Annotated in this window: 19 protein-coding genes; 16 read left to right on the top strand and 3 right to left on the bottom strand. The window is 68.0% G+C overall.

The genetic code is table 11. The features are described from left to right. Positions 1 to 174 precede the first annotated feature (174 nt). Entirely contained in the window at positions 175 to 942 is a 768-nt protein-coding gene (locus tag ACKN61_RS11960) for a hypothetical protein (RefSeq protein ID WP_408953625.1), read from the top strand. 61 nt (positions 943 to 1003) lie between these two features. Continuing rightward, a complete protein-coding gene (locus ACKN61_RS11955; protein WP_408953624.1) occupies positions 1004 to 1543 on the top strand; it encodes a hypothetical protein in 540 nt (179 codons plus the stop codon). A gap of 280 nt (positions 1544 to 1823) precedes the next feature. Here the strand turns inward: ACKN61_RS11955 and ACKN61_RS11950 are convergent, their stop codons facing one another. Further along, complete coding sequence (locus tag ACKN61_RS11950; protein WP_408953623.1) at positions 1824 to 2006, bottom strand: hypothetical protein; 183 nt, start codon at positions 2004 to 2006, stop codon at positions 1824 to 1826. A gap of 577 nt (positions 2007 to 2583) precedes the next feature. Then, complete coding sequence (locus ACKN61_RS11945) at positions 2584 to 3951, bottom strand: class II fumarate hydratase (protein WP_408953812.1); 1368 nt, start codon at positions 3949 to 3951, stop codon at positions 2584 to 2586. 436 nt (positions 3952 to 4387) lie between these two features. Here ACKN61_RS11945 and purB point away from each other — a divergent pair, with 436 nt between their 5' ends. From purB to pilH, 14 genes are all read left to right on the top strand, one after another. Beyond that, positions 4388 to 5764 carry an adenylosuccinate lyase gene (gene purB / locus ACKN61_RS11940; RefSeq protein ID WP_408953622.1) on the top strand — a complete coding sequence of 459 codons (1377 nt, stop codon included), beginning with the start codon at positions 4388 to 4390 and terminating at the stop codon, positions 5762 to 5764. 556 nt (positions 5765 to 6320) lie between these two features. Further along, positions 6321 to 7226 (top strand): subclass B3 metallo-beta-lactamase, encoded by a 906-nt coding sequence (bla, locus tag ACKN61_RS11935; protein WP_408953621.1) that lies wholly within the window; start codon positions 6321 to 6323, stop codon positions 7224 to 7226. 117 nt (positions 7227 to 7343) lie between these two features. Continuing rightward, entirely contained in the window at positions 7344 to 7748 is a 405-nt protein-coding gene (locus ACKN61_RS11930; protein ID WP_408953620.1) for a VOC family protein, read from the top strand. A gap of 171 nt (positions 7749 to 7919) precedes the next feature. Continuing rightward, on the top strand, positions 7920 to 9368 hold the full coding sequence (locus ACKN61_RS11925) for a hypothetical protein (protein WP_408953619.1): 1449 nt from the start codon (positions 7920 to 7922) through the stop codon (positions 9366 to 9368). Between the two features lie 237 nt (positions 9369 to 9605). Further along, entirely contained in the window at positions 9606 to 10418 is an 813-nt protein-coding gene (locus ACKN61_RS11920; protein WP_408953618.1) for an ankyrin repeat domain-containing protein, read from the top strand. Positions 10419 to 10473: 55 nt separating this feature from the next. Next, on the top strand, positions 10474 to 11724 hold the full coding sequence (locus ACKN61_RS11915) for a JmjC domain-containing protein (RefSeq protein WP_408953617.1): 1251 nt from the start codon (positions 10474 to 10476) through the stop codon (positions 11722 to 11724). Continuing rightward, a complete protein-coding gene (locus ACKN61_RS11910; protein ID WP_408953616.1) occupies positions 11721 to 12623 on the top strand; it encodes a GNAT family N-acetyltransferase in 903 nt (300 codons plus the stop codon). Before ACKN61_RS11915 ends, ACKN61_RS11910 begins: the two co-directional genes overlap by 4 nt. Positions 12624 to 12880: 257 nt before the next feature. Continuing rightward, positions 12881 to 15715 (top strand): 2-oxoglutarate dehydrogenase E1 component, encoded by a 2835-nt coding sequence (locus ACKN61_RS11905; RefSeq protein WP_408953615.1) that lies wholly within the window; start codon positions 12881 to 12883, stop codon positions 15713 to 15715. A gap of 69 nt (positions 15716 to 15784) precedes the next feature. Next, positions 15785 to 17011 carry a dihydrolipoyllysine-residue succinyltransferase gene (sucB, locus tag ACKN61_RS11900; RefSeq protein WP_408953614.1) on the top strand — a complete coding sequence of 409 codons (1227 nt, stop codon included), beginning with the start codon at positions 15785 to 15787 and terminating at the stop codon, positions 17009 to 17011. A gap of 181 nt (positions 17012 to 17192) precedes the next feature. Then, positions 17193 to 18617 carry a dihydrolipoyl dehydrogenase gene (gene lpdA, locus ACKN61_RS11895; RefSeq protein WP_031372992.1) on the top strand — a complete coding sequence of 475 codons (1425 nt, stop codon included), beginning with the start codon at positions 17193 to 17195 and terminating at the stop codon, positions 18615 to 18617. Between the two features lie 167 nt (positions 18618 to 18784). Then, positions 18785 to 19378, top strand: a complete 594-nt coding sequence (locus ACKN61_RS11890; RefSeq protein WP_223621093.1) for a TIGR00730 family Rossman fold protein — start codon at positions 18785 to 18787, stop codon at positions 19376 to 19378. 49 nt (positions 19379 to 19427) lie between these two features. Beyond that, positions 19428 to 20072, top strand: coding sequence for a DUF6438 domain-containing protein (locus ACKN61_RS11885; protein WP_408953613.1), 645 nt, complete (start codon positions 19428 to 19430; stop codon positions 20070 to 20072). 1234 nt (positions 20073 to 21306) lie between these two features. Continuing rightward, entirely contained in the window at positions 21307 to 22299 is a 993-nt protein-coding gene (locus ACKN61_RS11880; RefSeq protein ID WP_408953612.1) for a YhdH/YhfP family quinone oxidoreductase, read from the top strand. 60 nt (positions 22300 to 22359) lie between these two features. Next, on the top strand, positions 22360 to 22731 hold the full coding sequence (gene pilH / locus ACKN61_RS11875; protein ID WP_031370810.1) for a twitching motility response regulator PilH: 372 nt from the start codon (positions 22360 to 22362) through the stop codon (positions 22729 to 22731). A 185-nt stretch (positions 22732 to 22916) separates the two neighbouring features. Here the strand turns inward: pilH and ACKN61_RS11870 are convergent, their stop codons facing one another. Beyond that, a complete protein-coding gene (locus ACKN61_RS11870) occupies positions 22917 to 23810 on the bottom strand; it encodes a DnaJ C-terminal domain-containing protein (protein ID WP_408953611.1) in 894 nt (297 codons plus the stop codon). Positions 23811 to 23869 lie beyond the last annotated feature (59 nt).

Raw genomic sequence — 23869 nt, 5'->3', positions numbered from 1 at the left:
GACCGGAGTTCCACCGCAACCCCGGCTCGACCCAGTCCCGCGCCACCAAGTCACTCTCCGCGAAGCTGGCTCCGCGAAAACCGGCTCCGCCAAATCCCGTTCCGCGAAAATAATTGCAACCCCGCTCGCCCGCGCCGCATCCATCGAACCGACCCTTCAACTCCGGAGCGCCCGATGCGCCATACGATCCCCCTGCTCGCCCTCGCCCTGTCGCTGCCGTTCGCCGCCCAGGCCGCCGAACGCTGCGAATTTTCCGCACCGCGCAATCTGCAGCTCGACCTGACCGGGGTGAAGGCAGTGGTCTTCGACATCGGCCCGGACGAGCTCAGCGTGACCGGCTCGCCCGGCGCCAAGGCCGCGGTCAGCGGTCGCGCCTGCGCCACCAATGCCGCCGACCTGCCCGGCATGACCGTCACCCAGAAGCGGGTCGGCGACAAGCTGGTGGTCCTCGCCCAGCACCGCTCCAACATCAACTTCGGCCTCAACCGCTACAGCTACATGAAGCTGCAGGCGACCGTGCCGGACACGATGATGGTCCAGCTCAAGGTCGGCTCGGGCGATGTCGACGTCGACCGCGTCGCCTCGCTCAGCGCCGATGTCGGCTCGGGCGACATCAAGGTCAGCAACGTGCGCGGCCTGGCCACCGCCGACGTCGGTTCCGGCGACGTCGATTTCCAGGACATCGGCTCGCTGCAGCTGATCTCGCTCGGTTCCGGCGACCTCACCGCCAAGCGCATCGCCCGCGACGCCAAGCTCGGCTCGATCGGCTCGGGCGACGTCGAACTCAGCAACGTCGGCGGCTCGGTCGAATTGAGCCGCATCGGCTCGGGCGACCTCGAAGTCAATGGCGTGCGCGGCGACTTGCGCGTGCACTCGATCGGCAGCGGCTCGGTGGTCCACAACGGCGTCGCCGGCCGCGTCCACTTGCCGCAAGACGATTGATCGGGACGTTCGATCCGGCCCCTCGTCCAGGCCGTCCTTAAACCGCTCAGGAAAGCCCGCCATGAAAGCCGTACGTTCGCTCTCGCTTCCCTTCGCCCTATTGATCGCCGTGTCGGCGAGCGCTTGCTCGCAGGCGCCCGATGCCAGCGTGAACGTTTCGGTGATCGCACCGATGAGCTTGGCCAACGATCGGGTGATCCTGCGCGGCAAGGACGGCGCCTATGCGGAAATCGGCGCCGACGGCACCCTGAGCCTCGACGGCAACGCGGTCGCTCTCAGCCCGGAGCAGAGGGCGATCAGCCAGCGCTACTTCGCCCACGCCATGAACATCAGCAAGGAAGGCGTCGCCATCGGCAAGGACGGCGCCGCCTTCGCCGGCAAGACCGTGAGCACGATCTTGAGCGGCCTGGCCAGCGGCAATCCGGATTCGATCGGCACGAAAGTCGAGGCCGACGCGGCGGTGTTCGAACAGCGCGCGCAGAACATGTGCGACCGGCTCGCCGACTTGCGTACCGCGCAGGAGGAGCTCACTGCAAGCCTGCCCGCGTTCGAGCCTTTCGCCGCGATCGAGGCCAGCTCGGTCGGCGACTGCCGCAGCTGAGCGCAAGCGCGGAACCGACCGCGGTCGCGACAGTTCGTCGCGACCGCGCGTTGTGAGGAAGCAAATCTTCGGCAACGGCATCCGCATCCTTGCGATGCGGACATCGGCGGCGTCGTCGCCTTCAGATAGGAGCGGCGTAAGCCGCGACCGCACCGTCTCCGGCGGCGGCGTATCTGGCCGCAGGACGATCGAGCAAAACGTCCGCCCGCAAGAGGCGGGCACGGCAAACGCCGTCCAGCCGTGCCGAAGCACGGCCGGATGGCGCCTATGGCAGCGCCGCTCAGTGCGCCTTGCGGACCTGGTCGACCGTGGCCTGGGCCGCGACAGCGACGGCCGGGGCGGCATGGCTGGCCAACAGCTCGGACTTCAGCTCGTCGCCGATGGGCACGCTCTGCGGGTTGCAGCCGGCGCAGGCGAACAGGGACAGGACGACGGCGTACCGAAAGAATCGAATCGAATTCATGAGCGAAGCTCCACTTCTGGTTATGGCTGACCGGATCGGATCCGGGGGTCGGGGGAAACAGCTCGTCCGGCCACCGCTTGGCGACGGTCGGCCGGACGTTGGGACATGAACCGCTCGATATACACCTGGCGTTGCAGACCGATTACCGCTCAATAACCGGCTGCGCGACGGGTCGTCGGCAAGCGTGCGAAAACTGGAAAACGGCGGACGCACCGTCCCATGCCGCGGAGCGAAAGGGCGTCCGGCGGATGAGTCCGATGGGGGTTGAGTTCGACGCGACCTAGACCGGGCCGATGGCCCGGATGCCGGTTGTCGCTCGACCGCCCCTGCCGGTCTGTCCGACTGCCGCCGAGTATGTCCCGGCGACTGAATTGCTGCCTGTATGCGCAGCGAGGATAGCGAAACGGCCTCGTCGCGAAACCCCACTCAGGTCGCGAAATAAAATCCTCGAACAATTCGTTGATGGGCGCGATGTCCGGGCTACGTCCGTGAATGTGCCGTGAAATCGGAGCGTTCGGGCATCCCGGCCAAAGCGCCGGCAGCCCCTCGGTTGCCGCCCCCGGCCGGTTCAGCCGCTTCAGCCACCGCCACCGCCGCCGTGAATCCCGCCGCGGGTCAGCGCGGCTGGATCGAGCAGGCGCCGCAGCTGTTTTTCAGGCAGGCCGGTCGCCGCCATCGCCACCTCCAGCACCGGACGTCCTTCCTTGTAGGCCTGCTTGGCGATCGCCGCGGCTTTTTCGTAGCCGATGATCGGGTTGAGCGCAGTGACCAGGATCGGGTTGCGGTCCAGGGCTTCGCGCACATGCGCCTGCCGCACCTTCAAGCCGGCGATGCTGCTGTCGGCGAGCAGGCGCATGGCATTGCCGAGCAGGCGGATCGAATCGAGCAGGTCGTGGGCGATCAGCGGCAGCATCACATTGAGCTGGAAATTGCCGCTTTGCCCGGCCACGGTAATCGCCGCGTGGTGGCCGATGACCTGGGCGCAGACCATCGCCAGGGCTTCGGGAATCACCGGATTGACCTTGCCCGGCATGATCGAGCTGCCCGGCTGCAGTGCCGGCAGTTCGATCTCGCCCAGGCCCGCGAGCGGCCCGGAGTTCATCCAGCGCAGGTCGTTGCCGATCTTCATCAGCGCCACCGCCAGCGCATTGAGTTGCCCCGACAGCTCGACCGCGTCGTCCTGCGCCGCCAGGCCCTCGAACTTGTCCGCGGCCGACTCGAACTTGCTGCCGGTCGCGGCCGACAAGGCCTTGGCCATGGCCTTGCCGAAGCGCGGATCGGCGTTGATGCCGGTGCCGATCGCGGTGCCGCCGATCGGCAAGCGGCGCAACCGCTTCAGGCTGTCCTCGATGCGCGCCTGCGCCGAGCTCAACTGCGCCGCCCAGGCACCGAATTCCTGGCCGAAGGTCAGCGGCATCGCATCCATCAGATGGGTGCGGCCGGTCTTGGTGACCTTGGCCAGTTCCTTGGCGCGCGCCTCGATGGTCTTGCGCAGGTGCTTGAGTGCCGGCAACAAGGATTCGGTCACCGCCAGTTGCGCCGACACCCGGATCGTGGTCGGGATGACGTCGTTCGAGCTCTGGCCGAGATTGACGTGGTCGTTGGGGTGGATCGCATGCTTGCCGGCACGCGTGGCCAGGGTCGCGATGACCTCGTTGGCGTTCATGTTGCTCGAAGTGCCCGAGCCGGTCTGGTAGACGTCGATCGGGAAGTGCGCGTCGTGGCGGCCTCCGGCGACTTCGGCCGCGGCGGTTCGGATCGCCGCCGCCGGGCCCTTGCCGAGCAGGCCGAAACCGGCGTTGACCTCGGCCGCCGCGCCCTTGACCAGGGCCAGCGCGCGGATGAACTCGCGCGGCATCGGCACGCCGGAGATCGGGAAGTTCTGCACCGCACGCTGGGTCTGCGCGCCCCACAGGGCTTCGGCGGGCACGCTGAGCTCGCCCATGCTGTCGTGTTCGAGGCGGAAGCCGGCAGCGGGCTTGCCTGTCGCGCCCTTGCCCGCCCGCGGAGTGTCCGCTGCGCCCTTGCCTTCGCGCTTGGGCGCGGTCTTGCTTGCGGTCTTGCTTTTGTTCTTGGCGGAAGTCGCCATGGCCAGCTCCATCGATTCAAGGGGGACGCGAGGCGCCGCTGCGTATCGCGGATGCTGCGAGGATACGCCCGGCGGATCATGGGAGCTGGCGCGTGCAGCGGCTGGCGGGCGCCATCATGGCCACGACCGCGGCGGGCGTCGAGAGCGCAGCCGCGAACCGCCAAATCCGGCTCTATCGGGCCGTCCTGTCGGGGCGTCCTGTCCGGGCGTCTTGGAGGCGGCACGGGGGCCCGGAGCGGCCCGGGGCGGCGTGGCTGTAGAATGGCGGACTGTTTACTGCCCTGCGCGTGCCATGTCAGCCGACCCCAAGACCACCCTGCTCGCCCTGTCCCCGCTCGATGGCCGCTATGCCGGCAAGGTCGACACGCTGCGGCCGATCTTTTCCGAATTCGGCCTGATCAAGGCCCGCGTCAAGGTCGAGGTGGAATGGCTGCTGGCGCTGGCGAACGAGCCCGGCATCGTCGAACTCAAGCCGTTCTCGGAAGCCGCCGCCGCTCGCCTGCGCAAGCTCGCCGACGAGCTGTCGATCGAGGACGCGGCACGCGTCAAGGAGATCGAGCGCACCACCAATCACGACGTCAAGGCGGTCGAATACCTGATCAAGGAACGCCTCAAGGACGACGCCGAGCTCGGCCCGGCCCTGGAGTTCGTGCATTTCGCCTGCACCAGCGAAGACATCAACAACCTCAGCTACGCTCTGATGCTCAACGAGGCCCGCCAGCACGTGCTGCTGCCGCGCCTGGACGAGCTGATCCAGAAGCTGCGCACGATGGCCCACGACTACGCTGCCCTGCCGATGCTGTCGCGCACACACGGCCAGACCGCCTCGCCGACCACGGTCGGCAAGGAAATCGCCAACGTGGTCGCGCGCCTGCAGCGCCAGGGCGAGACCCTGGCCGGCGCGCAGATGCCGGGCAAGATCAACGGCGCGGTCGGCAACTACAACGCCCACCTCTCGGCCTATCCGGACATCGACTGGCCGGCCTTCGCCCAACGCTTCGTCGCCTCGCTGGGCCTGGACTGGCAGCCCTACACCACCCAGATCGAACCGCACGACGGCATCGCCGAAGTCTGCGACGCGCAGCGCCGCATCGACACGGTCTGCATCGACCTGTGCCGCGACGTCTGGGGCTATATCTCGCTGGGTTACTTCAAGCAGTCGGTCAAGGCCGGCGAAGTCGGCAGCTCGACCATGCCCCACAAGGTCAATCCGATCGACTTCGAGAACGCCGAGGGCAACTTCGGTATCGCCAACGCCCTGTTCGAGCATTTCGCCGCCAAGCTGCCGATCAGCCGCTGGCAGCGCGACCTGACCGACTCGACCGTGCTGCGCGCACTGGGCACCGCCTTCGGCCACGCCCTGATCGGCCTGGACGCGCTGCTGCGCGGCCTGGGCAAGCTCAGCGCCAACCCCGAGCGCCTCGCCGCCGACCTCGATGCGTCCTGGGAAGTGTTGGCCGAAGCGGTGCAGACGGTGATGCGCCGTCACGGCCTGCCGAATCCTTACGAACAACTCAAGGCGCTGACCCGCGGCCACGGCATCAACGAAGCCTCGATGCGCGAATTCATCGCCTCGCTGGAGCTGCCGGCCGAGGACAAACAACGCCTGATGGCGATGACCCCGGGCAGCTACACCGGCCTGGCCGAGAAGCTGGCGCGCGAGATCTGACGCGCTGACCGACGACGCGATCGCGGAAGCCGCTGCGGGTAGGAGCGGCGTGAGCCGCGACAGCGGGATTGCATGTACCGGCGCGGCGATCAGGAAGCGACGCGGTCGCGACTCGCGTCTCTCCTACCCCAAAAGCCGCACCGCTGCTCTTGTAGGAGCGGCGCGAGCCGCGACTGCGGGATTGCATGTACCGGCGCGGCGATCAGGAAGCGACGCGGTCGCGACTCGCGTCGCTCCTACCCCAAAGCCGCACCGCTGCTCTTGTAGGAGCGGCGTGAGCCGCGACCGCGGGATTGCATGGGCCGACGCGGCGATCAGGAAGCGACGCGGTCGCGACTTACGTCGCTCTTACCCCAAAAGCCGCGCCGCTGCTCTTGTAGGAGCGGCGTGAGCCGCGACTGCGGGATTGCATGTACCGGCGCGGCCATCAGGAAGCGACGCTGTCGCGACTCACGCCGCTCCTACAGGGAGGCCGTCGCAATCGACATTGCGCGGTTCCACTGCAAGACGCGATCGAACATAGTGAGTGCCCCTTCGCTTCCGTTCGGATCCGCCGATGTCTCTGCGTGACGGCCTGCTGGCCGCTTCTCTGATCTGCGTACTGGCCTCCTGCGCGTCGACGCCCGCGCCAAGCGCCACCGCCGCCGTCGCGCCGTGCGCGGCCGATCCCGACTGGCACCAGCCTACCCAGCCGCGCCGCATCCACGGCAATACCTGGTACGTCGGCACCTGCGGGCTCAGCGCGGTGTTGATCACTTCCGACCCGGGCCATGTGCTGGTCGATGGCGCTACCGAAAAGGCCGCGCCGCAGATAGAAGCCAATATCCGCAAACTCGGTTTCGACCCGCGCCAGGTCCGCTATCTGCTCAATTCGCACGAACACAACGACCATGCCGGCGGCCTCGCCCATCTGCAGCGCGTCACCGGCGCGACCGTGGTCGCGCGCGCGCCGGCCATCGCCGCGCTGGAAACCGGCAAGAGCAATCGCGGCGATCCCCAATTCCTGAGCGTGTCGCCGTTCCCGCCGGTGACCGCGGTGCGCGCCATCGGCGACGGCGACACCCTGAGCCTCGGCCCGATCGTGCTGACCGCGCACGCCACCCCCGGCCACACGCCCGGCGGCACCAGTTGGAGCTGGCGCGCCTGCGACGAGGCCGGCGAGTGCCGCAGCATCGCCTACGCCGACAGCCTCACCCCGATCAGCGACGATGTTTACCGCTACAGCGACGAAACCGCGCACCCGGGCGTGGTCGCCGCGTTCCGACGCAGCATCGAGACCGTCGCCGCACTGCCCTGCGACATCCTGGTGACCCCGCATCCCAACGCCAGCAACCTGCTCGCGCGACTGGACGCGTCCGAAGCCACGCCGTCGGGCACTTCCAACGATTGCCGCGCCTACGCCGCGACCGGCGCCGGCAAGCTCGAAGAACGCTTGGCCAAGGAGCGCGCATCGGCGCCTTGAGCCCGCGCTTGCTTGCCCCGCATTCGGGCCGCGCCGGCAACGGCATGGCCCGCATCGCCACGCAGCCTTAGCGCGGGAGCGCGCATGATCGGCGGCTATCGCCCGCGGAGCCGCCCGATGAAACAACTGATCAACATCGACGTACCGCACCTCGACGAAGCCACCGCGTTCTACACCGAAGCCTTCGGCCTGCGGGTCGGCCGCCGCTTCGGCGACCAGGTGGTCGAGTTGCTCGGCGGCGAAGCGCCGATCTACCTGCTGCTCAAGACCGAAGGCAGCCAGGCGGCCGGCCACGACGTGCGGGTGTATTCGCGTCACTGGACGCCGGTGCATTGCGACGTGGTCGTCGACGACGCCGAAGCCGCACTCGCCCGAGCGGTCGCCGCCGGAGCCATCCAGGAAGACCGTATCCGCAATACCCGTTGGGGCCGCATCGTGCAGATCGCCGATCCGTTCGGGCACGGCTGGTGCCTGCTGCAGTTCGTCGGCCGCGGTTACGACGAGATCGCGGACCCGGGTTGAGTTCGGCTCGGCCCCGCGGCGGAGAGCGCGCCTAAGTCGAGTCGCCCCCGGGCAGACAGCAGGCCTGATTCCGGTCCCCCGGGCGAACCCTAGGCTAGGGTCCGCCCGGATGGCGGAGCAGCGCAGCTTGTGGCGAGATTCGTGGCAGCCGTCACAGCCCGGATTGCGGTCATGTCCTTCGTCACCGATTTCGTCCAAAGCGTCTCCCGTGTCGTCGAACACGTCCTGCAGCAGGAGCCGCCGCCTCCGCCGCCGGCGCAAACTCCCGAGCAGATCGAAGCGCGGGTCAATGCCGCGACCTCGAACCCGGAGCAACGCGAGCTGCTGACCCAGGGCTATACCCAGGCGCAGCAGGATCAGGACGGCGCGCTGTGGCAGCAAACCGAAGCGCTGGAAACGCTGTACCACGACCGCGAAGTGCTGGCCCTGAGCCGCTCGCTCGGCGCCGACGACGAAGTGCCCGCAGGCTGGCATCGCGCGAGCGAGGCCGAGTTGGAGCAGTACGGGCTGACCCCGCAGCAACTGCATCCCGAAGGCTCCGGCTTCAATGCCGAACTGTTCATCCCCGACCCGGCGGTGTTCGGCCCGGATGCCGCGCCGGTCCTGCAGTTCGAAGGCACCGACTTCGCCGACCTGGAGGACGTCAACGCCGACGTCGCCCAGGCGCTCGGCAACGACGAGGCCTATTACAACCAGGCCATCGACATCGCCAGCTCGGTCGCCGAACACGGCGGCGACAACGTGATCTTCAGCGGCCACTCGCTCGGCGGCGGCCTCGCCACCGCGGCGGCGCTGGTCACCGGCAACCGGGGCATCGTCTCCAACCCGGCCGGGGTCAACCCGGCCACGGTCGAGGCGGCGCTGGCCGAGCGCGGCCTCAGCTTCGAGCAGGCCGACGGCAACATCACCACGTATGCGGTCGACGGCGACCTGCTGACCGAATTGCAGGCCGCGACCTCGGGCTTGTCCGACGACAACGCCGCCGGCTTCGCCGCCATTCTCAACGGCGTCGGCCTGGCCGCGAACCGTCTGCAGGACGATGTGGTGCTGCCGACCAACGCCACCGCCGACAGCGTGCTGAACCTGCCCGACGCGGTCGGCCGCCGCGTCACCCTCGACGCCACCGACGAGAGCGGCGAAGCGCGTCCCGAGATCGTCTCGCTCGACGACACCATCGACGGCATCAACGCCGCCTCCGACCAGTTGCCGATCGGCGAACTCGGCGACATCGCCGAGACCGTCGGCGACGGCGGCGGCCTGTTCGGCGACATCGTCGGCGGCTTCACCGACCTGGTCGACAGCGGCACCGAATTCATCGACGAGCATCTGCCCGGTCCGGCCGGCGCGATCCTCGGCGCGTTCGGCGACGGCGTGGAGACCCTGGGCGACGGTATCGAATCGCTGGGCGACCTGGTCGAGCAAGGCGGCGATCTCGCTGCCGACGCGACCGACGCCATCGAGACCGGCGTGGCCACCTCGATCGAGGCCGGGTTGGAGCCCGAAACCATCCCCAGCGTGCTGGAAATGGTCGATCGGCATAGCTTCGGCGTGTTCGACGACTCCATGGCCAGCCACATCGACAGCGAGGAAGCGGCCTTGCGCGAACAGCTCGACGGTTGAACCGGGGCCGATGCGCCTTGCCGAGCCGGGCTCACGCCGGAGGATCGCCACAGTGGCCATACTGCCGACATGACCCGCGCGCCCTTCCGCCGAGGCCGCCTTTATCCAGTCGGCTCTGATCCAGCCGGCTATCGGCCAGTCTGGGCGCCTTCGGTCCTGTTGGCGCTGTGCGCCTGCAGCGACTCCGCACCGATGCCCGCCGTCGCATCCATACCTTCTGCCGAGCCCGTCGTCGCCATGACCCCCAACTTGCAGATCGAGCAACATTTCAGCGGTCCCGAACTCGAACTCGCGCAGGCGGCCGCCGCCGGCCGCGGCGCCGAGGTGCAGCGGCTGGTCAAGCAAGCCCATGTCGACGCCAATGCAGTGTCCCCGGGCGGCCTGCCGCTGTTGGCCTGGCCGGTGCTGCACGGCAACGCCGCCGGCGTCGCCGCCCTGATCGAGGCCGGCGCCGACCCCAACCGCGCCGTGCCCGCCGTCGGCACGGTCATGGTGTGGGCGGCCAAAGCCGAATCGCCGGAGGTGTTGCGCGCCTTCCTCGAACGCGGCGGCCGCGCCGACGCCAGCGATCTCGACCGGCAACCTCTGACCCGGATCGCCGCCCTCGCCGGGCAGTGGGACAACGTCAAGCTGCTGATCGAGCACGGCGCCGACATCGATGCCCCGGCCCACGGCGACAGCGGCGACTCCTTGCTGACGTATTACTCGCGCGGCCAGTTCGACAAGACTCATTGGCTGCTCGAACGCGGCGCCGACCCCACTCACCGCCTCGAAAGCGCGGCCAAGCCCGAGCGCATCGGCGCCCAGACCGTGGTCGAGAACGTCTACTGGTGGCCGGTCGACGGCGGCAAATTCCCGCAGCTCGCGCAATGGCAGCAGCGCTGCCAGCAACTGCTCGCCGCACGCGGCCTGACCCTGCCGCGCGAGCCGGCGCATCTGCAGCGCTTGCGCCTGGCCCAAGGCGGGGGCGAAGCCGCGTCCGTCGTCGATCTGAAGGCCGACATCGAGCACCGGGAAAGCAAATTGAAAGACGCGTCGACGCCGCGCTGACTTCAGCCGGCGCGACGACGCCAAGCGCGACGCCCCTGGCGTAGACTTCGCGCCCATGAAATCGCCTCTCATCGAAGTCGACGCCGCTCGACGCCCGCCGCTCGGCATGCCGCCGGCCGTGTTCCTGCGCGACTACTGGCAGAAACGCCCGCTGCTGATCCGCAACGCCTTCCCCGGCCTGCAATCGCCGATCCAACCCGAAGACCTGGCCGGCCTGGCCTGCGAAGAAGGCGTGCTGGCGCGGCTGATCCAGCACGATCGCGCGAGCGATCGTTATTCGCTGCGGCATGGGCCGTTCGAGGAGTCCGAATTCCCCGGCATGCCGCACCAGGACTGGACGCTGTTGGTCCAGGACGTGGACAAGTGGGACGCCGACGTCGCCGCCCTGCTGCCGGCCTTCGATTTCCTGCCGCGTTGGCGCATCGACGACATCATGGTCTCGTTCGCCGCGCCCGGCGGTTCGGTCGGCGCCCATGTCGACCAATACGACGTGTTCCTGCTGCAGGCCCAGGGCCATCGGCGCTGGCAGATCGACGCCCGCCCCGGCGCGCCGCAGGATTTCCGCCCGGACGCCGAGCTGAAGCTGCTGCGCGAGTTCGAACCGAGCCACGACTGGGTGCTCGGCCCCGGCGACATGCTGTACCTGCCGCCCGGCGTGCCGCACCACGGCGTCGCCGAGGATGCCTGCCTGACCTTCTCGGTCGGCATGCGCGCGCCGTCGGCGGCCGAGCTGATGGGCGACTTCATCGACACCCTGGCCGCCGAAGCCGACGAGAGCCTGCGCTACCACGACCCCGACCTGAGCCCGCCGGCCGATCCCAACGAGATCGACGCCGCGGCGATGGGCCGGGTGGTCGAGGCCTTGAACGTCTTGCGCATGAACGACCCCGACCGCCTCGGCGACTGGTTCGGCCGCTTCATCACCGTCTACCGCGCCGCCGGCGAAGTCTCGTCTGGCCAGGAAGACCCGCGCTCGCGCATCGAGATCGAGTGGGACCTCGAGCGCGGCGCCAGCCTGTGGCGCCACCCGTGGTCGCGCATGGCCTGGCGCAAGGCGCATGCGCAGCCGGCCAGGCAGGCCAAGGCGCAGGGCGCCGTGGCCCGGCTCTACGTCAGCGGCCAGGAATTCGCCCTGCCCGCCGGCGATGCCCAGGCCATCTCGGCCGCCGCCGAAATCGACGCCGCCGTGTATTCGGCGCTGTCCGAAGCCGGCCGCGATTGCGTCCAGGAACTGATCGCCGCCGGCCATTACCGCCTCGGCCTCGACGACGAGGGCGAGGACGAGGACGGCGGGGCCGAGGAATGAGCACCGGGTTCCGGGTCGTCGCCGTCGCCGACTACGCCGCTGCCCTGGCGGCGCTGCGCTCGGTGCGCGAGGCCGTGTTCGTGCAGGAGCAACAGGTCCCGGCCGAGATCGAACTCGACGCGCACGACCCGCTGTGCCAACACGTGCTGGCCCTGGATGCCGAAGACCGCCCGATCGGCACCGGCCGCCTGACCCCGGACCGGCGCATCGGCCGCATGGCCGTGCTGGCCGGCTGGCGCGGCCGCGGCGTCGGCGAGGCCCTGCTCGATGCCCTGATCGAACGCGCCCGCCAACTCGGTTGGCGCGAGCTGTCCCTGCACGCCCAGGCCTCGGCGATCGGTTTCTATGCCCGCCGCGGCTTCCTGCCGTTCGGCGAGCGCTTCGTCGAGGCCGGCATCGACCACCAGTCGATGCGCCTGTTGCTCGACGCCGCCAACCCGGTCGAAACCCGCGCTGCCGCCCTCGCCGCCCTGGCCGGAGTCATCGCCAACGCCCGCCGCGGCCTGTCGATCTACAGCCGCGACCTCGACCCGGGCCTGCTCGACCGGCCCGAGGTGGTCGCCGCGCTGCGCCGGCTCGCCACCTCCGGCGGCGCGATCCGGGTGCTGTTGCACGACCCGGGCGCGCCGCAACGCGCGCTCGCCCCCTTGATCGGGCTGAGCCAGCGCCTGTCGAGCGTGTTCGAGTTCCGCGCCATCGAAGAGCCGGTCGACCTCAAATACCCCTCGGCCTATGTGGTCAACGACCGCGACGGCTGGTACTACCGCCCGCTCGGCCACCGCTACGACGGCGAGACCCGGCTCGACGGCGGCGCACGCGCACGCCAGCTGCGCGCGCATTTCGACCCGGTCTGGGAGCGCGCCCGCCCCTGCAGCGAGTACCGCGCGCTCGGAATCTGAGGCTCGGGTAAACCGCCTTCGGCCACGCTCGGCGCCGGCCCGCGGCCCGCTGGCGACCGGCCTTCTTGCGCCCAAGCGGCATTGCCGGAACGGTCCGTATCCGCTCCGGCATCGGATATCGAACAAAATCGGCCGCTTAGACATAAGTAGTTATGCCGCTGGCCTTAACACTACCGCTATAATTCCGGGCCTTGTCCGCGCGCCCCTGGCGTATGCGCGACCCCAATCCGCCCACCTAGAGTTTCCCGATAGCCATCGTGGACAGTCTCCTGAAGCAGTTCTCGCAATCCTCGCAACTCGGCGCCAACGCCGCCTTCATCGAAGACCTGTACGAGCAGTACCTGGTCGACCCCGAAAGCGTCGGGGGCAAATGGAAAGCCTATTTCGACGGGTTCAAGGGCCGCGAAGCCGGGGACATCCCGCATTCGGCCGCCATCGAAAGCATCGCCGCCGCCAGCCGCGCCGCCTCCCGGGGCGTCGTAACGGCCGCCGCCGGCGGTTCCCAGGCCAGCGACGAACGCGAGCGCTCGGTCGGCAAGGTGATCACCGCCTACCGTTCGCGCGGCCACCTCGCCGCCAACATCGATCCGCTGGGCCTGCTCGAGAAGCCGGAAGCGCCGGACCTGGCGCTGGGCTTCCACCGCCTGTCCGAGAGCGACCTGTCGGGCGAGTTCAGCACCGGCGGCGTCGCCGGCAAGGAACGCATGAAGCTCGGCGACCTGCTCGCCCTGCTCAAGGCCACCTACACCGGCCCGATCGGCGCGGAGTTCATGCACATCGCCGACGCCGAACAGCGCCGCTGGATGTACGAACGCCTGGAAGGCGCCGGCGGCAAGTTCGCCCGCAGCGCCGACGACAAGAAGCGCATTCTCGAGCGGCTGACCGCGGCCGACGGCCTGGAACGCTACCTCGGCACCAAATACGTCGGCCAGAAGCGCTTCTCGCTGGAAGGCGGCGACGCGCTGATCCCGCTGATGGACGTGACCATCCGCCGCGCCGGCGAACAGGGCGTGCAGGACGTGGTGATCGGCATGGCCCACCGCGGCCGCCTCAACGTCCTGGTCAACACACTCGGCAAGCCGCCGCGCAAGCTGTTCGACGAGTTCGAAGGCAAGTTCGACCACGACGAGCACGCCCACACCGGCGACGTGAAGTACCACATGGGCTTCAGCGCCGACGTCGCCACCCCGGGCGGCCCGGTCCACCTGGCGCTGGCGTTCAACCCCTCGCACCTGGAAATTGTCAACCCGGTGGTCGCCGGCAGCGTGCGTTCGCGCCAGACCCGCCGCGGCGAGAACGGCCGTGCGCAAGTGTTGCCGGTGCTGCTGCACGGCGACGCCGCGTTCGCCGGCCAGGGCGTCGGCATGGAGCTGTTCCAGATGTCGCAGGCGCGCGGTTTCGCGGTCGGCGGCACGGTCCACATCGTCATCAACAACCAGGTCGGCTTCACCACCAGCGAGCGCCAGGACGCGCGTTCCACGCTGTACTGCACCGACGTGGCCAAGATGGTCGGCGCGCCGATCCTGCACGTGAACGGCGACGACCCGGAAGCGGTGGTGTTCTGCGCCGAGCTGGCGCTGGACTTCCGTCAGCGCTTCGGCCGCGACGTGGTCATCGACCTGGTCTGCTACCGCCGCCACGGCCACAACGAGGCCGACGAGCCGGCGGCGACCCAGCCGCTGATGTACCAGGTGATCCGCAAGCACAAGACCCCGCGCGAGCTGTACGCCGACCGCCTCGTTACCGAAGGCGTGCTCAAGGCCGAAGACGCGCAGGCGCTGGTCGACAACTACCGCGACAAGCTCGACCAGGGCGCGGTCACCACCGAGCTGGTCGAGGTCAAGCCGGACGAGTTCACCATCGACTGGTCCAAGTATCTGTCTGGCAAGCTCAGCGACCCGGTCGACACCAAGTTCGAGCGCAGCAAGCTCGACGCGCTGGCCACCCAGATCAACGCGGTCGCCGACAACGTCAAGCTGCACCCGCGCGTGGCCAAGATTTACGAAGACCGCCGCAAGATGGCCGCCGGCGAGCTCGGCGGCGACTGGGGCTTCGCCGAGAACCTGGCCTACGCCACCCTGCTCAGCGAAGGCTACAAGCTGCGCCTGGTCGGCCAGGACAGCGGCCGCGGCACCTTCTTCCACCGCCACGCGATCCTGCACGAGCAGAGCACCGACGCCTACGTCATGCCGCTGCGCGAGCTGGTGCGCACGCCGTCGGACATGACCATCATCGACTCGCTGCTCAGCGAAGAAGCGGTGATGGCGTTCGAGTACGGCTATTCGACCGCCGATCCCATGACCCTGGACATCTGGGAAGCCCAGTTCGGCGACTTCGCCAACGGCGCCCAGGTGGTGATCGACCAGTTCCTGTCCTCGGGCGAAGCCAAGTGGGGCCGTCTGTGCGGCCTGGCGCTGTTCCTGCCGCACGGCTACGAAGGCCAGGGCCCCGAGCACAGCTCGGCGCGCCTGGAACGCTTCCTGCAGCTGTGTGCGCTCGAGAACATGCTGGTCTGCGCGCCGACCACGCCGGCGCAGGCGTACCACATGATCCGCCGGCAGATGCGCATGAGCACGCGCAAGCCGCTGGTGGTGATGACGCCCAAGTCGCTGCTGCGCCACAAGCTCGCGGTCTCGACCCTGGACGAACTGGCCAACGGCGAGTTCCAGCACCTGATCCCCGATGCCCAGGCCAACGTCAAGAAGGTCAAGCGCGTCGTGCTGTGCTCGGGCAAGGTCTATTACGACCTGTTCGAGCAGGCGCAGAAGGACGGTCTGGAAGACGTGGCGCTGGTCCGCATCGAACAGCTGTATCCGTTCCCGCGCGAATTGCTCGCGGCCGAACTCAAGCGCTACAGCGCGGCCAAGGACGTGGTGTGGTGCCAGGAAGAGCCGCAGAACCAGGGCGCCTGGTACCAGATCCGCCACCACCTGTCCGCCTGCCTGGCGCCGAAGCAGAGCCTGCACTACGCCGGCCGCGCGCGTTCGCCGTCGCCGGCGGCCGGCCACCTGGCCGACCACGTCGCCGAGCAGACCAAGCTGGTCGCCGACGCGCTGGTCAATTCGCTGCAAGGCGAGTCCAGCGCTGAATAAGCGCTGGCCTGCCGACCCTACATCCAAGAACGACACACACCCTTTCAAGCACTCCAGGATGCCTGCCCCATGAGCACCGAGATCAAAGTCCCCGTCCTTCCCGAGTCGGTCTCCGACGCCACGATCGCCACGTGGCACAAGAAGCCGGGCGATGCGGTCAAGCGCGACGAGAACCTGGTCGATCTGGAAACCGACAAGGTCGTGCTCGAAGTGCCCTCGCCGGTCGACGGCGTGCTCAAGGAAATCAAGTTCGAGGAAGGCTCGACCGTGACCAGCCAGCAGCTGCTCGCGATCGTCGAAGCCGGCGGCGCCGCCGAAGCCCAGCCCGCCGCCGCAGCGGCCGCTCCGGCCGCCGCGAAGGCCGAAGCGCTGCCGGCCGCCGGCGCCCAGCCGATCACGCCGAAGGCAGAAGCTCCCAAGGTCGGAGCGAACGCCGCCGCCTCCAACGACCAGCTGCCGCCGGGTGCGCGCTTCACCGCGAACAAGGAAGGCATCGACGCTGCGCAGGTCGAAGGCACCGGCCGCAAGGGCGCGGTGACCAAGGAAGACATCCTCAACTACGCCAAGTCCGGCGGCGTCGGCAATGCCTCGGGCGCCCGCCCGGAAGAGCGCGTGCCGATGACCCGGATGCGCGCGCGCATCGCCGAGCGCCTGATGCAGTCGAAGAACTCGATCGCGATGCTGACCTCGTTCAACGAAGTCAACCTCGGCAAGGTCATGGCGATGCGCAAGGAGCTGGGCGAGTCCTTCGAGAAGGCCAACGGCGTCAAGCTCGGCTTCATGAGCTTCTTCGCCAAGGCCGCCGCCAACGCGCTGCAGCGCCACCCGGTGGTCAACGCCTCGGTCGACGGCAACGACATCGTCTATCACGGCTACGCCGACATCTCGATCGCCGTGTCGACCGACAAGGGCCTGGTCACGCCGGTCCTGCGCAACGTCGAGCGCATGGGCTTCGCCGACGTCGAAAAGGCCATCGGCGACTACGCCAAGAAGGCGCGCGACGGCAAGCTGGCCCTGGAAGACCTGCAGGGCGGCACCTTCACCATCACCAACGGCGGCACCTTCGGCTCGCTGATGTCGACCCCGATCGTCAACCCGCCGCAGTCGGCCATCCTGGGCATGCACGCGATCAAGGAACGCGCCATCGTCGAGAACGGCGCCGTGGTCGCCGCGCCGATGATGTACATCGCCCTGTCCTACGACCACCGCATCATCGACGGCAAGGACGCGGTGCTGTTCCTGGTCGACATCAAGAACCAGCTGGAAAATCCGCATCGCATGCTGCTCGGCATGTAATGCCGAGCCGGGATTCGGGAATGGGGATTCGGGATTCGCAAGGGCAAAAGCCCACGCGGGTTCCTCCCCTCTCCCGAAACCTTGGCTTTATCGCAGCACTTTCGCGGGCTTCGGAATTCGCAGCGCTGACGCGCTTTGAACGAATCCCGAAGCCCCAATCCCGAATCCCGTGAGCGAATCCATGAGCGAACAATTCGACGTAGTCGTCATCGGCGCCGGTCCGGCCGGTTATCACGCCGCCATCCGCGCCGCCCAGTTGGGCCTCAAGACCGCCTGCATCGACGCCGCACTCGGCAAGGACGGCAAGCCCGCCCTCGGCGGCACCTGCCTGCGCGTGGGCTGCATTCCGTCCAAGGCGCTGCTCGACAGCTCGCGCCAGTTCTGGAACCTGCAGCACCTGTTCGGCGAGCACGGCATCAGCGCCGACAACGCCAAGATCGACGTCGGCACCATGGTCGGTCGCAAAGACAAGATCGTGAAGCAGTTCACCGGCGGCATCGCGATGCTGTTCAAGGCCAACAAGGTCACGCCGTACTACGGCTTCGGCACCCTGCACCCGGGCAACATCGTCAAGGTCAAGCAGCACGACGGTTCGGAAGTCGAGCTCAAGGGCACCAACGTCATCATCGCCGCCGGTTCGGATTCGATCGAACTGCCGTTCGCCAAGTTCGACGGCGACAAGATCGTCGACAACGTCGGCGCGCTCGACTTCACCGAAGTGCCCAAGCGCCTGGGCGTGATCGGCGCCGGCGTGATCGGCCTGGAACTCGGCAGCGTGTGGAAGCGCCTGGGCGCCGAGGTCACCATCCTCGAAGCGCTGCCCGACTTCCTCGCCGTGGCCGACGCCGAAGTGGCCAAGACCGCCGCCAAGGAATTCAAGAAGCAGGGCCTGGAGATCAAGCTCGGCGCCAAGGTCAGCAAGGCCGAAATCCAGAAGGACGGCGTCCACCTGACCTATAACGACGGCAAGGCCGACCAGCAACTGGTGGTCGACAAGTTGCTCGTCGCCGTCGGCCGTCGCGCCGCCAGCAAGGGCCTGTTGGCCGAAGGCACCGGCGTCAAACTCAACGAGCGGGGCCAGATCGAAGTCGACGAGCATTGCCACACCGGCGTCGACGGCGTGTGGGCGGTCGGCGACTGCGTGCGCGGCCCGATGCTGGCGCACAAGGGCTTCGAGGAAGGCATCGCCGTGGCCGAGCTCATCGCCGGCCTGCCGGGCCACGTCAACTTCGACACCATTCCGTGGGTCATCTACACCGAGCCGGAAATCGCCTGGGTCGGCCAGACCGAGCAGCAGCTCAAGGCCGAAGGCACGCCGTACAAGACCGGCAGCTTCCCGTTCGCGGCGATCGGCCGTGCGGTGGCCATGGGCGAGCCGGCCGGCTTCGTCAAGGTCATCGCCCACGCCGAAACCGATCGCGTCCTCGGCCTGCACCTGGTCGGCGTAGGCGTGTCGGAGCTCGTGCACGAAGGCGTGCTGACCATGGAGTTCAAGGGCTCCGCCGACGACCTCGCGCGCATCTGCCACGCCCACCCGACCCTGTCGGAAGCGATCCACGATGCGGCGATGGCGGTCGACAAGCGCGCGATTCATAAGGCCAATTGACGGCCGGGATTCGGGAATGGGGATTCGGGATTCGCAACTGCGTTCCCGCCTCGCCTGAAGCCCCACGCAGACGCCAGGCCTTGCCTGGCGTTTTGCGTTTAGGCTCCCGAAACCGAATCGCCCTCACCCTGCTTTTGCCAATCCCGAATCCCAAATCTCGAATCCCTATGCAAAGCCTCTGCGTCTACTGCGGCTCCAACTCCGGCTCCAAGCCGATCTACACCGAACGCGCGATGGCGCTCGGCACGCGCATGGCCAAGGACGGCATCGCCCTGGTCTACGGCGGCGGCAACGTCGGCCTGATGGGCACGGTCGCCGATGCGGTGCTCGAAGCCGGCGGCGAAGCGATCGGGGTGATTCCCGAGCAGTTGGTGAACTGGGAAGTCGCCCACCGCGGCCTGACCAAGCTGGAGATCGTCGGTTCGATGCACGAGCGCAAGGCGCGCATGTTCGACCTCGCCGACGGCTTCGTCGCCCTGCCCGGCGGCTTCGGCACCCTCGACGAAATGTTCGAGATGCTGACCTGGCGCCAGCTCGGCATCGGCAACAAGCCTTGCGCGTTTCTCGACATCGACGGCTTCTACACGCCGCTGATGTCGATGCTCGACCGCATGGTCGAAGAACGTTTCCTGCACGCCGACCAGCGCCGCGACCTGTGGCACGGCGACGACCTCGACACGATGCTGGCCTGGATGAGCGAGTACCAGCCGGCCGCCGCATCGAAGTGGATGGACGAGAAGCGGCGCAACGCCCTGCGCTGAGCTGCAAGACTCGATAAGCAGCAAGACTCTAGGGACAGGAGGCCGGACCATGCGCTGGATCGTATTGCCTTTGCTCATGCTCGCGGTGGCGGCGTGCAAGCCGGCCCGGCCTCCCGCGAGCGACATCGACCGCACCACGGTCGAGATCGAACGTAGCGGCTGCCTCGACAGCTGTCCGGTCTATAAGTTGCGCATCAACTCCGACGGTGTGGCGATCTTCAGCGCCCGCGACTTCACCGGCCGCCACCCGCTGCGCAGCGCGAGCGGCGACTTGGTGATCCCGCACGAAATCGCCGACAAGGACCGTCGCGCCCTGTTCCAGCGAGTGAACTCCAAGGCCTTCGCCGAACTGCTGCCGGACTACTCCAGCGGCGTGTCCGACGGCCCGACCACGACGATCACCGTCAACACGCCATCTGGCGAGCGCCGCGTCACCCAGAGCGCCGTCGCCTGCCTGCGCGACAGTAAGAAACCGGGCGCCTTGTCGTCCACCTCTATCGCCCCGCAAGCGCGTTTCGTACCCGATGTGTTCTGCGAGACCGTCGCCCTGATCGAAACCGCCAGCTGCGCCGGCTACTGGTCCGCGCAAACCCGTCCCCCGCGGGACCCCAACGATCCCCGGCTGTCGCCGCCGGAGCGTTGCCGCTTGCCGTCGTTCGGCGCAGCGGCGAATGCTGGTGCCGTGCAGCCATGAAGGCGAGGCGTTCCGGTGCGACGAATCACCCTCGTTGCGGATCGCCCCTTGTAGGAGCGGCGTGAGCCGCGACCGCGGGACGCGCAGAAACGACAACGCCGACAGCGCTCATCAAAGCGGCGTGCTTCCGCGAAGGGTAGGAGCGACGCGAGCCGCGGCCAAGGGACGCGCATAAACCGCAATGCCGAATTCATCTGCCGAAGCGGCGTGCCGTCGCAGGGTAGGAGCGGCGCAAGCCGCGACCGCGTTGTGATGGTCTCGCGGCGCATCGCTCAAGCAAGATCTAGATCAAACGCCTAAAGCTTCCGCCACTAAAGCGGCGGGTTACTTTCTTTTGTCATAAGCAACAAAAGAAAGATAACCAAAGAAAAATGCTTTGTTTTGAATCACAGGCCCGCACGAGCGGTGCAGACGCCGGGATTTTTCATACGGGACATCCCTGTCCCGATGAAAAACGGCGCGCATCCCTGCGCGCCGCCCTGCGGGTCTTCGATTGCCTTCGCGAGTGCCAGACGACGCACAGCAACAGCAGCAACAGCTAACGACAACGGCAACAGCAGGCAACGCTGCTCTTGGGTAGGAGCGGCGCGAGTCGCGACCGCGTTCGTTCAGCCTCTATCGTCGGCCGGGATAGGTGCCCATGTCTCAACCGTGACGCCGTTGCCGTTGCCGTTGCCGTTGCCGTTGCCGTTGCCGAGATTTTGATCTGCCTTGCCGCTTTACCGGTCAAGTGGAGACCCGGAGGGCGCCGCACAGGACGTGCGGCGTTTTCCGATAGGACATGGATGTCCTATCGGAAAATCCCGGCGCAGGCATCGCACTCGTGGCCTGTGCCCTTGCAAGGAGAGCCCTTTTCTTTGGTTACTTTTCTTTTGGGCTTAGCAAAAGAAAGTAACCCGGCCGCGTCAGCGGACGGAAGCTTTGCTGTTGATGTTGCCGTTGCTTCAGCGCCTTTCGACTGAAGACACAGCAACGGGAGACCACGCGGTCGCGACTCGCGTCGCTCCTACCCCCGCGACGGCACGCCGCTTCGATGAATGACGTCGGCGTTGCCGTGTCCGCGCGTCCCTCGGTCGCGGCTTACGCCGCTCCTACAAGGGGCTGCAACCACTCGCGAGCGCCCCTGCCAGACAGCAAAAAGACCGCGATTACCCACTCGGCTATCATCCCCCATCACGGTCCACCCGTCCCACCCGGTGCCGCTCCACGCCCCGTACCGCCGCCAGAGCATGCAATGAACCTACCCGCCTCCTTCGACGCCTTCCGCATCCACAACGACGCCAGCGGCTACCGCAGCGGCATCGAGTCGGTCGGCCTGGACGATCTCGCGCCCGGCGAGGTGGTGATCAAGACCGCGTACTCGTCGGTCAACTTCAAGGACGCGCTGGCCGGCACCGGCGAAGGCAAGATCCTGCGCCGGTTCCCGCTGGTCGGTGGCATCGACGTCGCCGGCCACGTGGTCGCCTCGAGCGATCCGGCGTTCAAGGAAGGCGACGCGGTGCTGGTCACCGGTTGCGGCCTCAGCGAGGTGCGCGACGGCGGCTACGGCCAATACGCGCGCCTGCAGGCGCAATGGACGATTCCGCTGCCGGCGGGGCTGAGCCTGCGCGAGAGCATGATCCTCGGCACCGCCGGCTTCACCGCCGCGCTCGCCCTGCACCGCATGCTCGACAACCGGCAGACCCCGGCGCAGGGGCCGCTCGCGGTCACCGGCGCCACCGGCGGCGTCGGTTCGCTGGCGCTGGACATCTTCAGCCGCGCCGGCTTCGAGGTGCACGCGATCAGCGGCAAGCCCGAACAAGGCGATTACCTGCGCTCGATCGGCGCCCGCGAGGTGCTCGGCCGCGACGCCCTGCAGACCGAGCGGCCGATGGAGTCGGCGCGCTTCGGCGGCGGCCTGGACAACGTCGGCGGGCCGATGCTGGCCAGCCTGCTCGCCCAGACCGCGCCCTATGGCAACGTCGCCACCGCCGGCCTCGCCGCCACCCACGAGCTGGCCACCACGGTCATGCCGTTCATCATCCGCGGCGTGTCGCTGCTCGGCGTGGCCTCGGCGGGCACCGCAAGAAGCATCCGCGACGAGATCTGGCAGCGCCTGGGCAGCGACTGGAAGCCCGCGCATCTGGACCGGATCTGCACCCGCGAAGTCGGTCTGGCCGAGCTGCCGCAGGTATTTCCGGGCATGTTGGCCGGCGGTTCGGTCGGCCGGACCCTCGTCGTGATCTAGTTGGCATTGCAGCGGCGCGGCGCGTCGCTACAATCGGCCGCAGGTTCTTGGGGGAAACACATGGCGCGTATTCTGATCGTCGACGATTCGCCGTCCCAGCTGATGGGCATTCGTCGCATCGTCGAAAAACTGGGGCATGAAGCCTTGACCGCAGAGGACGGCGCCGCCGGCGTCGAAGCGGCCAAGCGCGAGCTGCCCGATATGATCCTGATGGACGTGGTGATGCCGAACCTCAACGGGTTCCAGGCGACGCGCTCGATTTGCCGCGAATCCACGACGAAACACATCCCGATCGTGCTGGTCACGACCAAGGACCAGGACACCGACCGCGTCTGGGGCATGCGCCAGGGCGCCAAGGCCTACATCACCAAGCCGTTCAGCGAGACCGATCTGTCCGAGATCATCGCGCAGTTGCTGCCTTCGGCCGCCTGAATGCGGCACGCGGGCCCGGCAGGCCGGCGCCTCGCAGCAGAACGAACAAACCCGGCACAAGCCGGGTTTGTCCTTTCCAAGGCCGCTTCAGCGCATCGGCGGCGGACTCGCATCACGCCGCATCGGCTGCGGCATCGCAGTCGACCGGCCATGACGCCGCACGCGGCCGATGGCCGCGGCGGCGCTCAGATCCGCCGCCAATCCTCGCCGAAGGCCACCCGCATCGCCTCGTAGGCATCGTGCTGCGCCGGCGTTTCCGCGCGCGGCGCCAGCACTTCCAACTCGACGATCTGGTCGCCCGCCTGGGTGCCCGGCAGGCCGCGGCCGCGCAGGCGCAGCTTGCGCCCCGCTTCGGAGTTGGCCGGGATCTTGAGCTCGACCGGGCCGCCCAGGGTCGGCACGCTGACGGTTGCGCCGAGCGCGGCTTCCCACGGCGCCAACGGCAACATGTAGATCACGTTGCGGCCGTCGACTTCGAAATGCGGATGCGCGGCGTATTCGATCTCGAGCAGCAGGTCGCCGTGCGCGCCCTGCCCGGCCAGGCGGATCAGCTGGCCGGGGCGCACGCCCTTCGGCACGCGCACGTCGAGGGTCTTGTTGTTGACCGAAATGCGGATGCTGCCGCCTTCGTAGACCGTTTCCAGCGACACCGCGAGCTTGGCCCGGGTATCGCCGCGCGGCGGCGCGCTGCGGGCGCCCTGCTGGCCGAAACCGCCGGCCGCCGAGCGGCCGCGCCCGAACAGGGTCTCGAAGAAATCGCTGAAACCGCCGCCGGCGCCACCGCCGGCGAAGATCTCCTCGAAGTCCGGGCTGCCGCCGCCATAGCCGCCCGCGCTGGGCTGCACTTCGTCGCCGGGCCGGTAGCCGCGTGCGCGCAGCTGATCATAGGCCGTGCGTTTCTGTGGGTCGCGCAGCGCCTCGTAGGCCTCGTTGACGGCCTTGAACTTCTCCTCGGCGCCGGCCTCCTTGCTGACATCGGGATGGTACTTTCGCGCCAGGCGACGATAGGCCGTCTTGATCTCGGCCTCGCCCGCGCTCGGTTCCAGGCCGAGGGTTTCGTAGTAATCCTTGAACTGCATCGGTGCTCCCCACTCGCAAGCGCCATACGCGGCGCAGCCCACTCACGCCGTCTTGACGC

The sequence above is a fragment of the Lysobacter sp. Hz25 genome (assembly GCF_046097045.1).
Classification (GTDB): Bacteria; Pseudomonadota; Gammaproteobacteria; order Xanthomonadales; family Xanthomonadaceae; genus Lysobacter; species Lysobacter antibioticus_B.
Note: the sequence above shows the minus strand (reverse complement) of the source record. Positions and strands in the feature narration are given on the sequence as shown.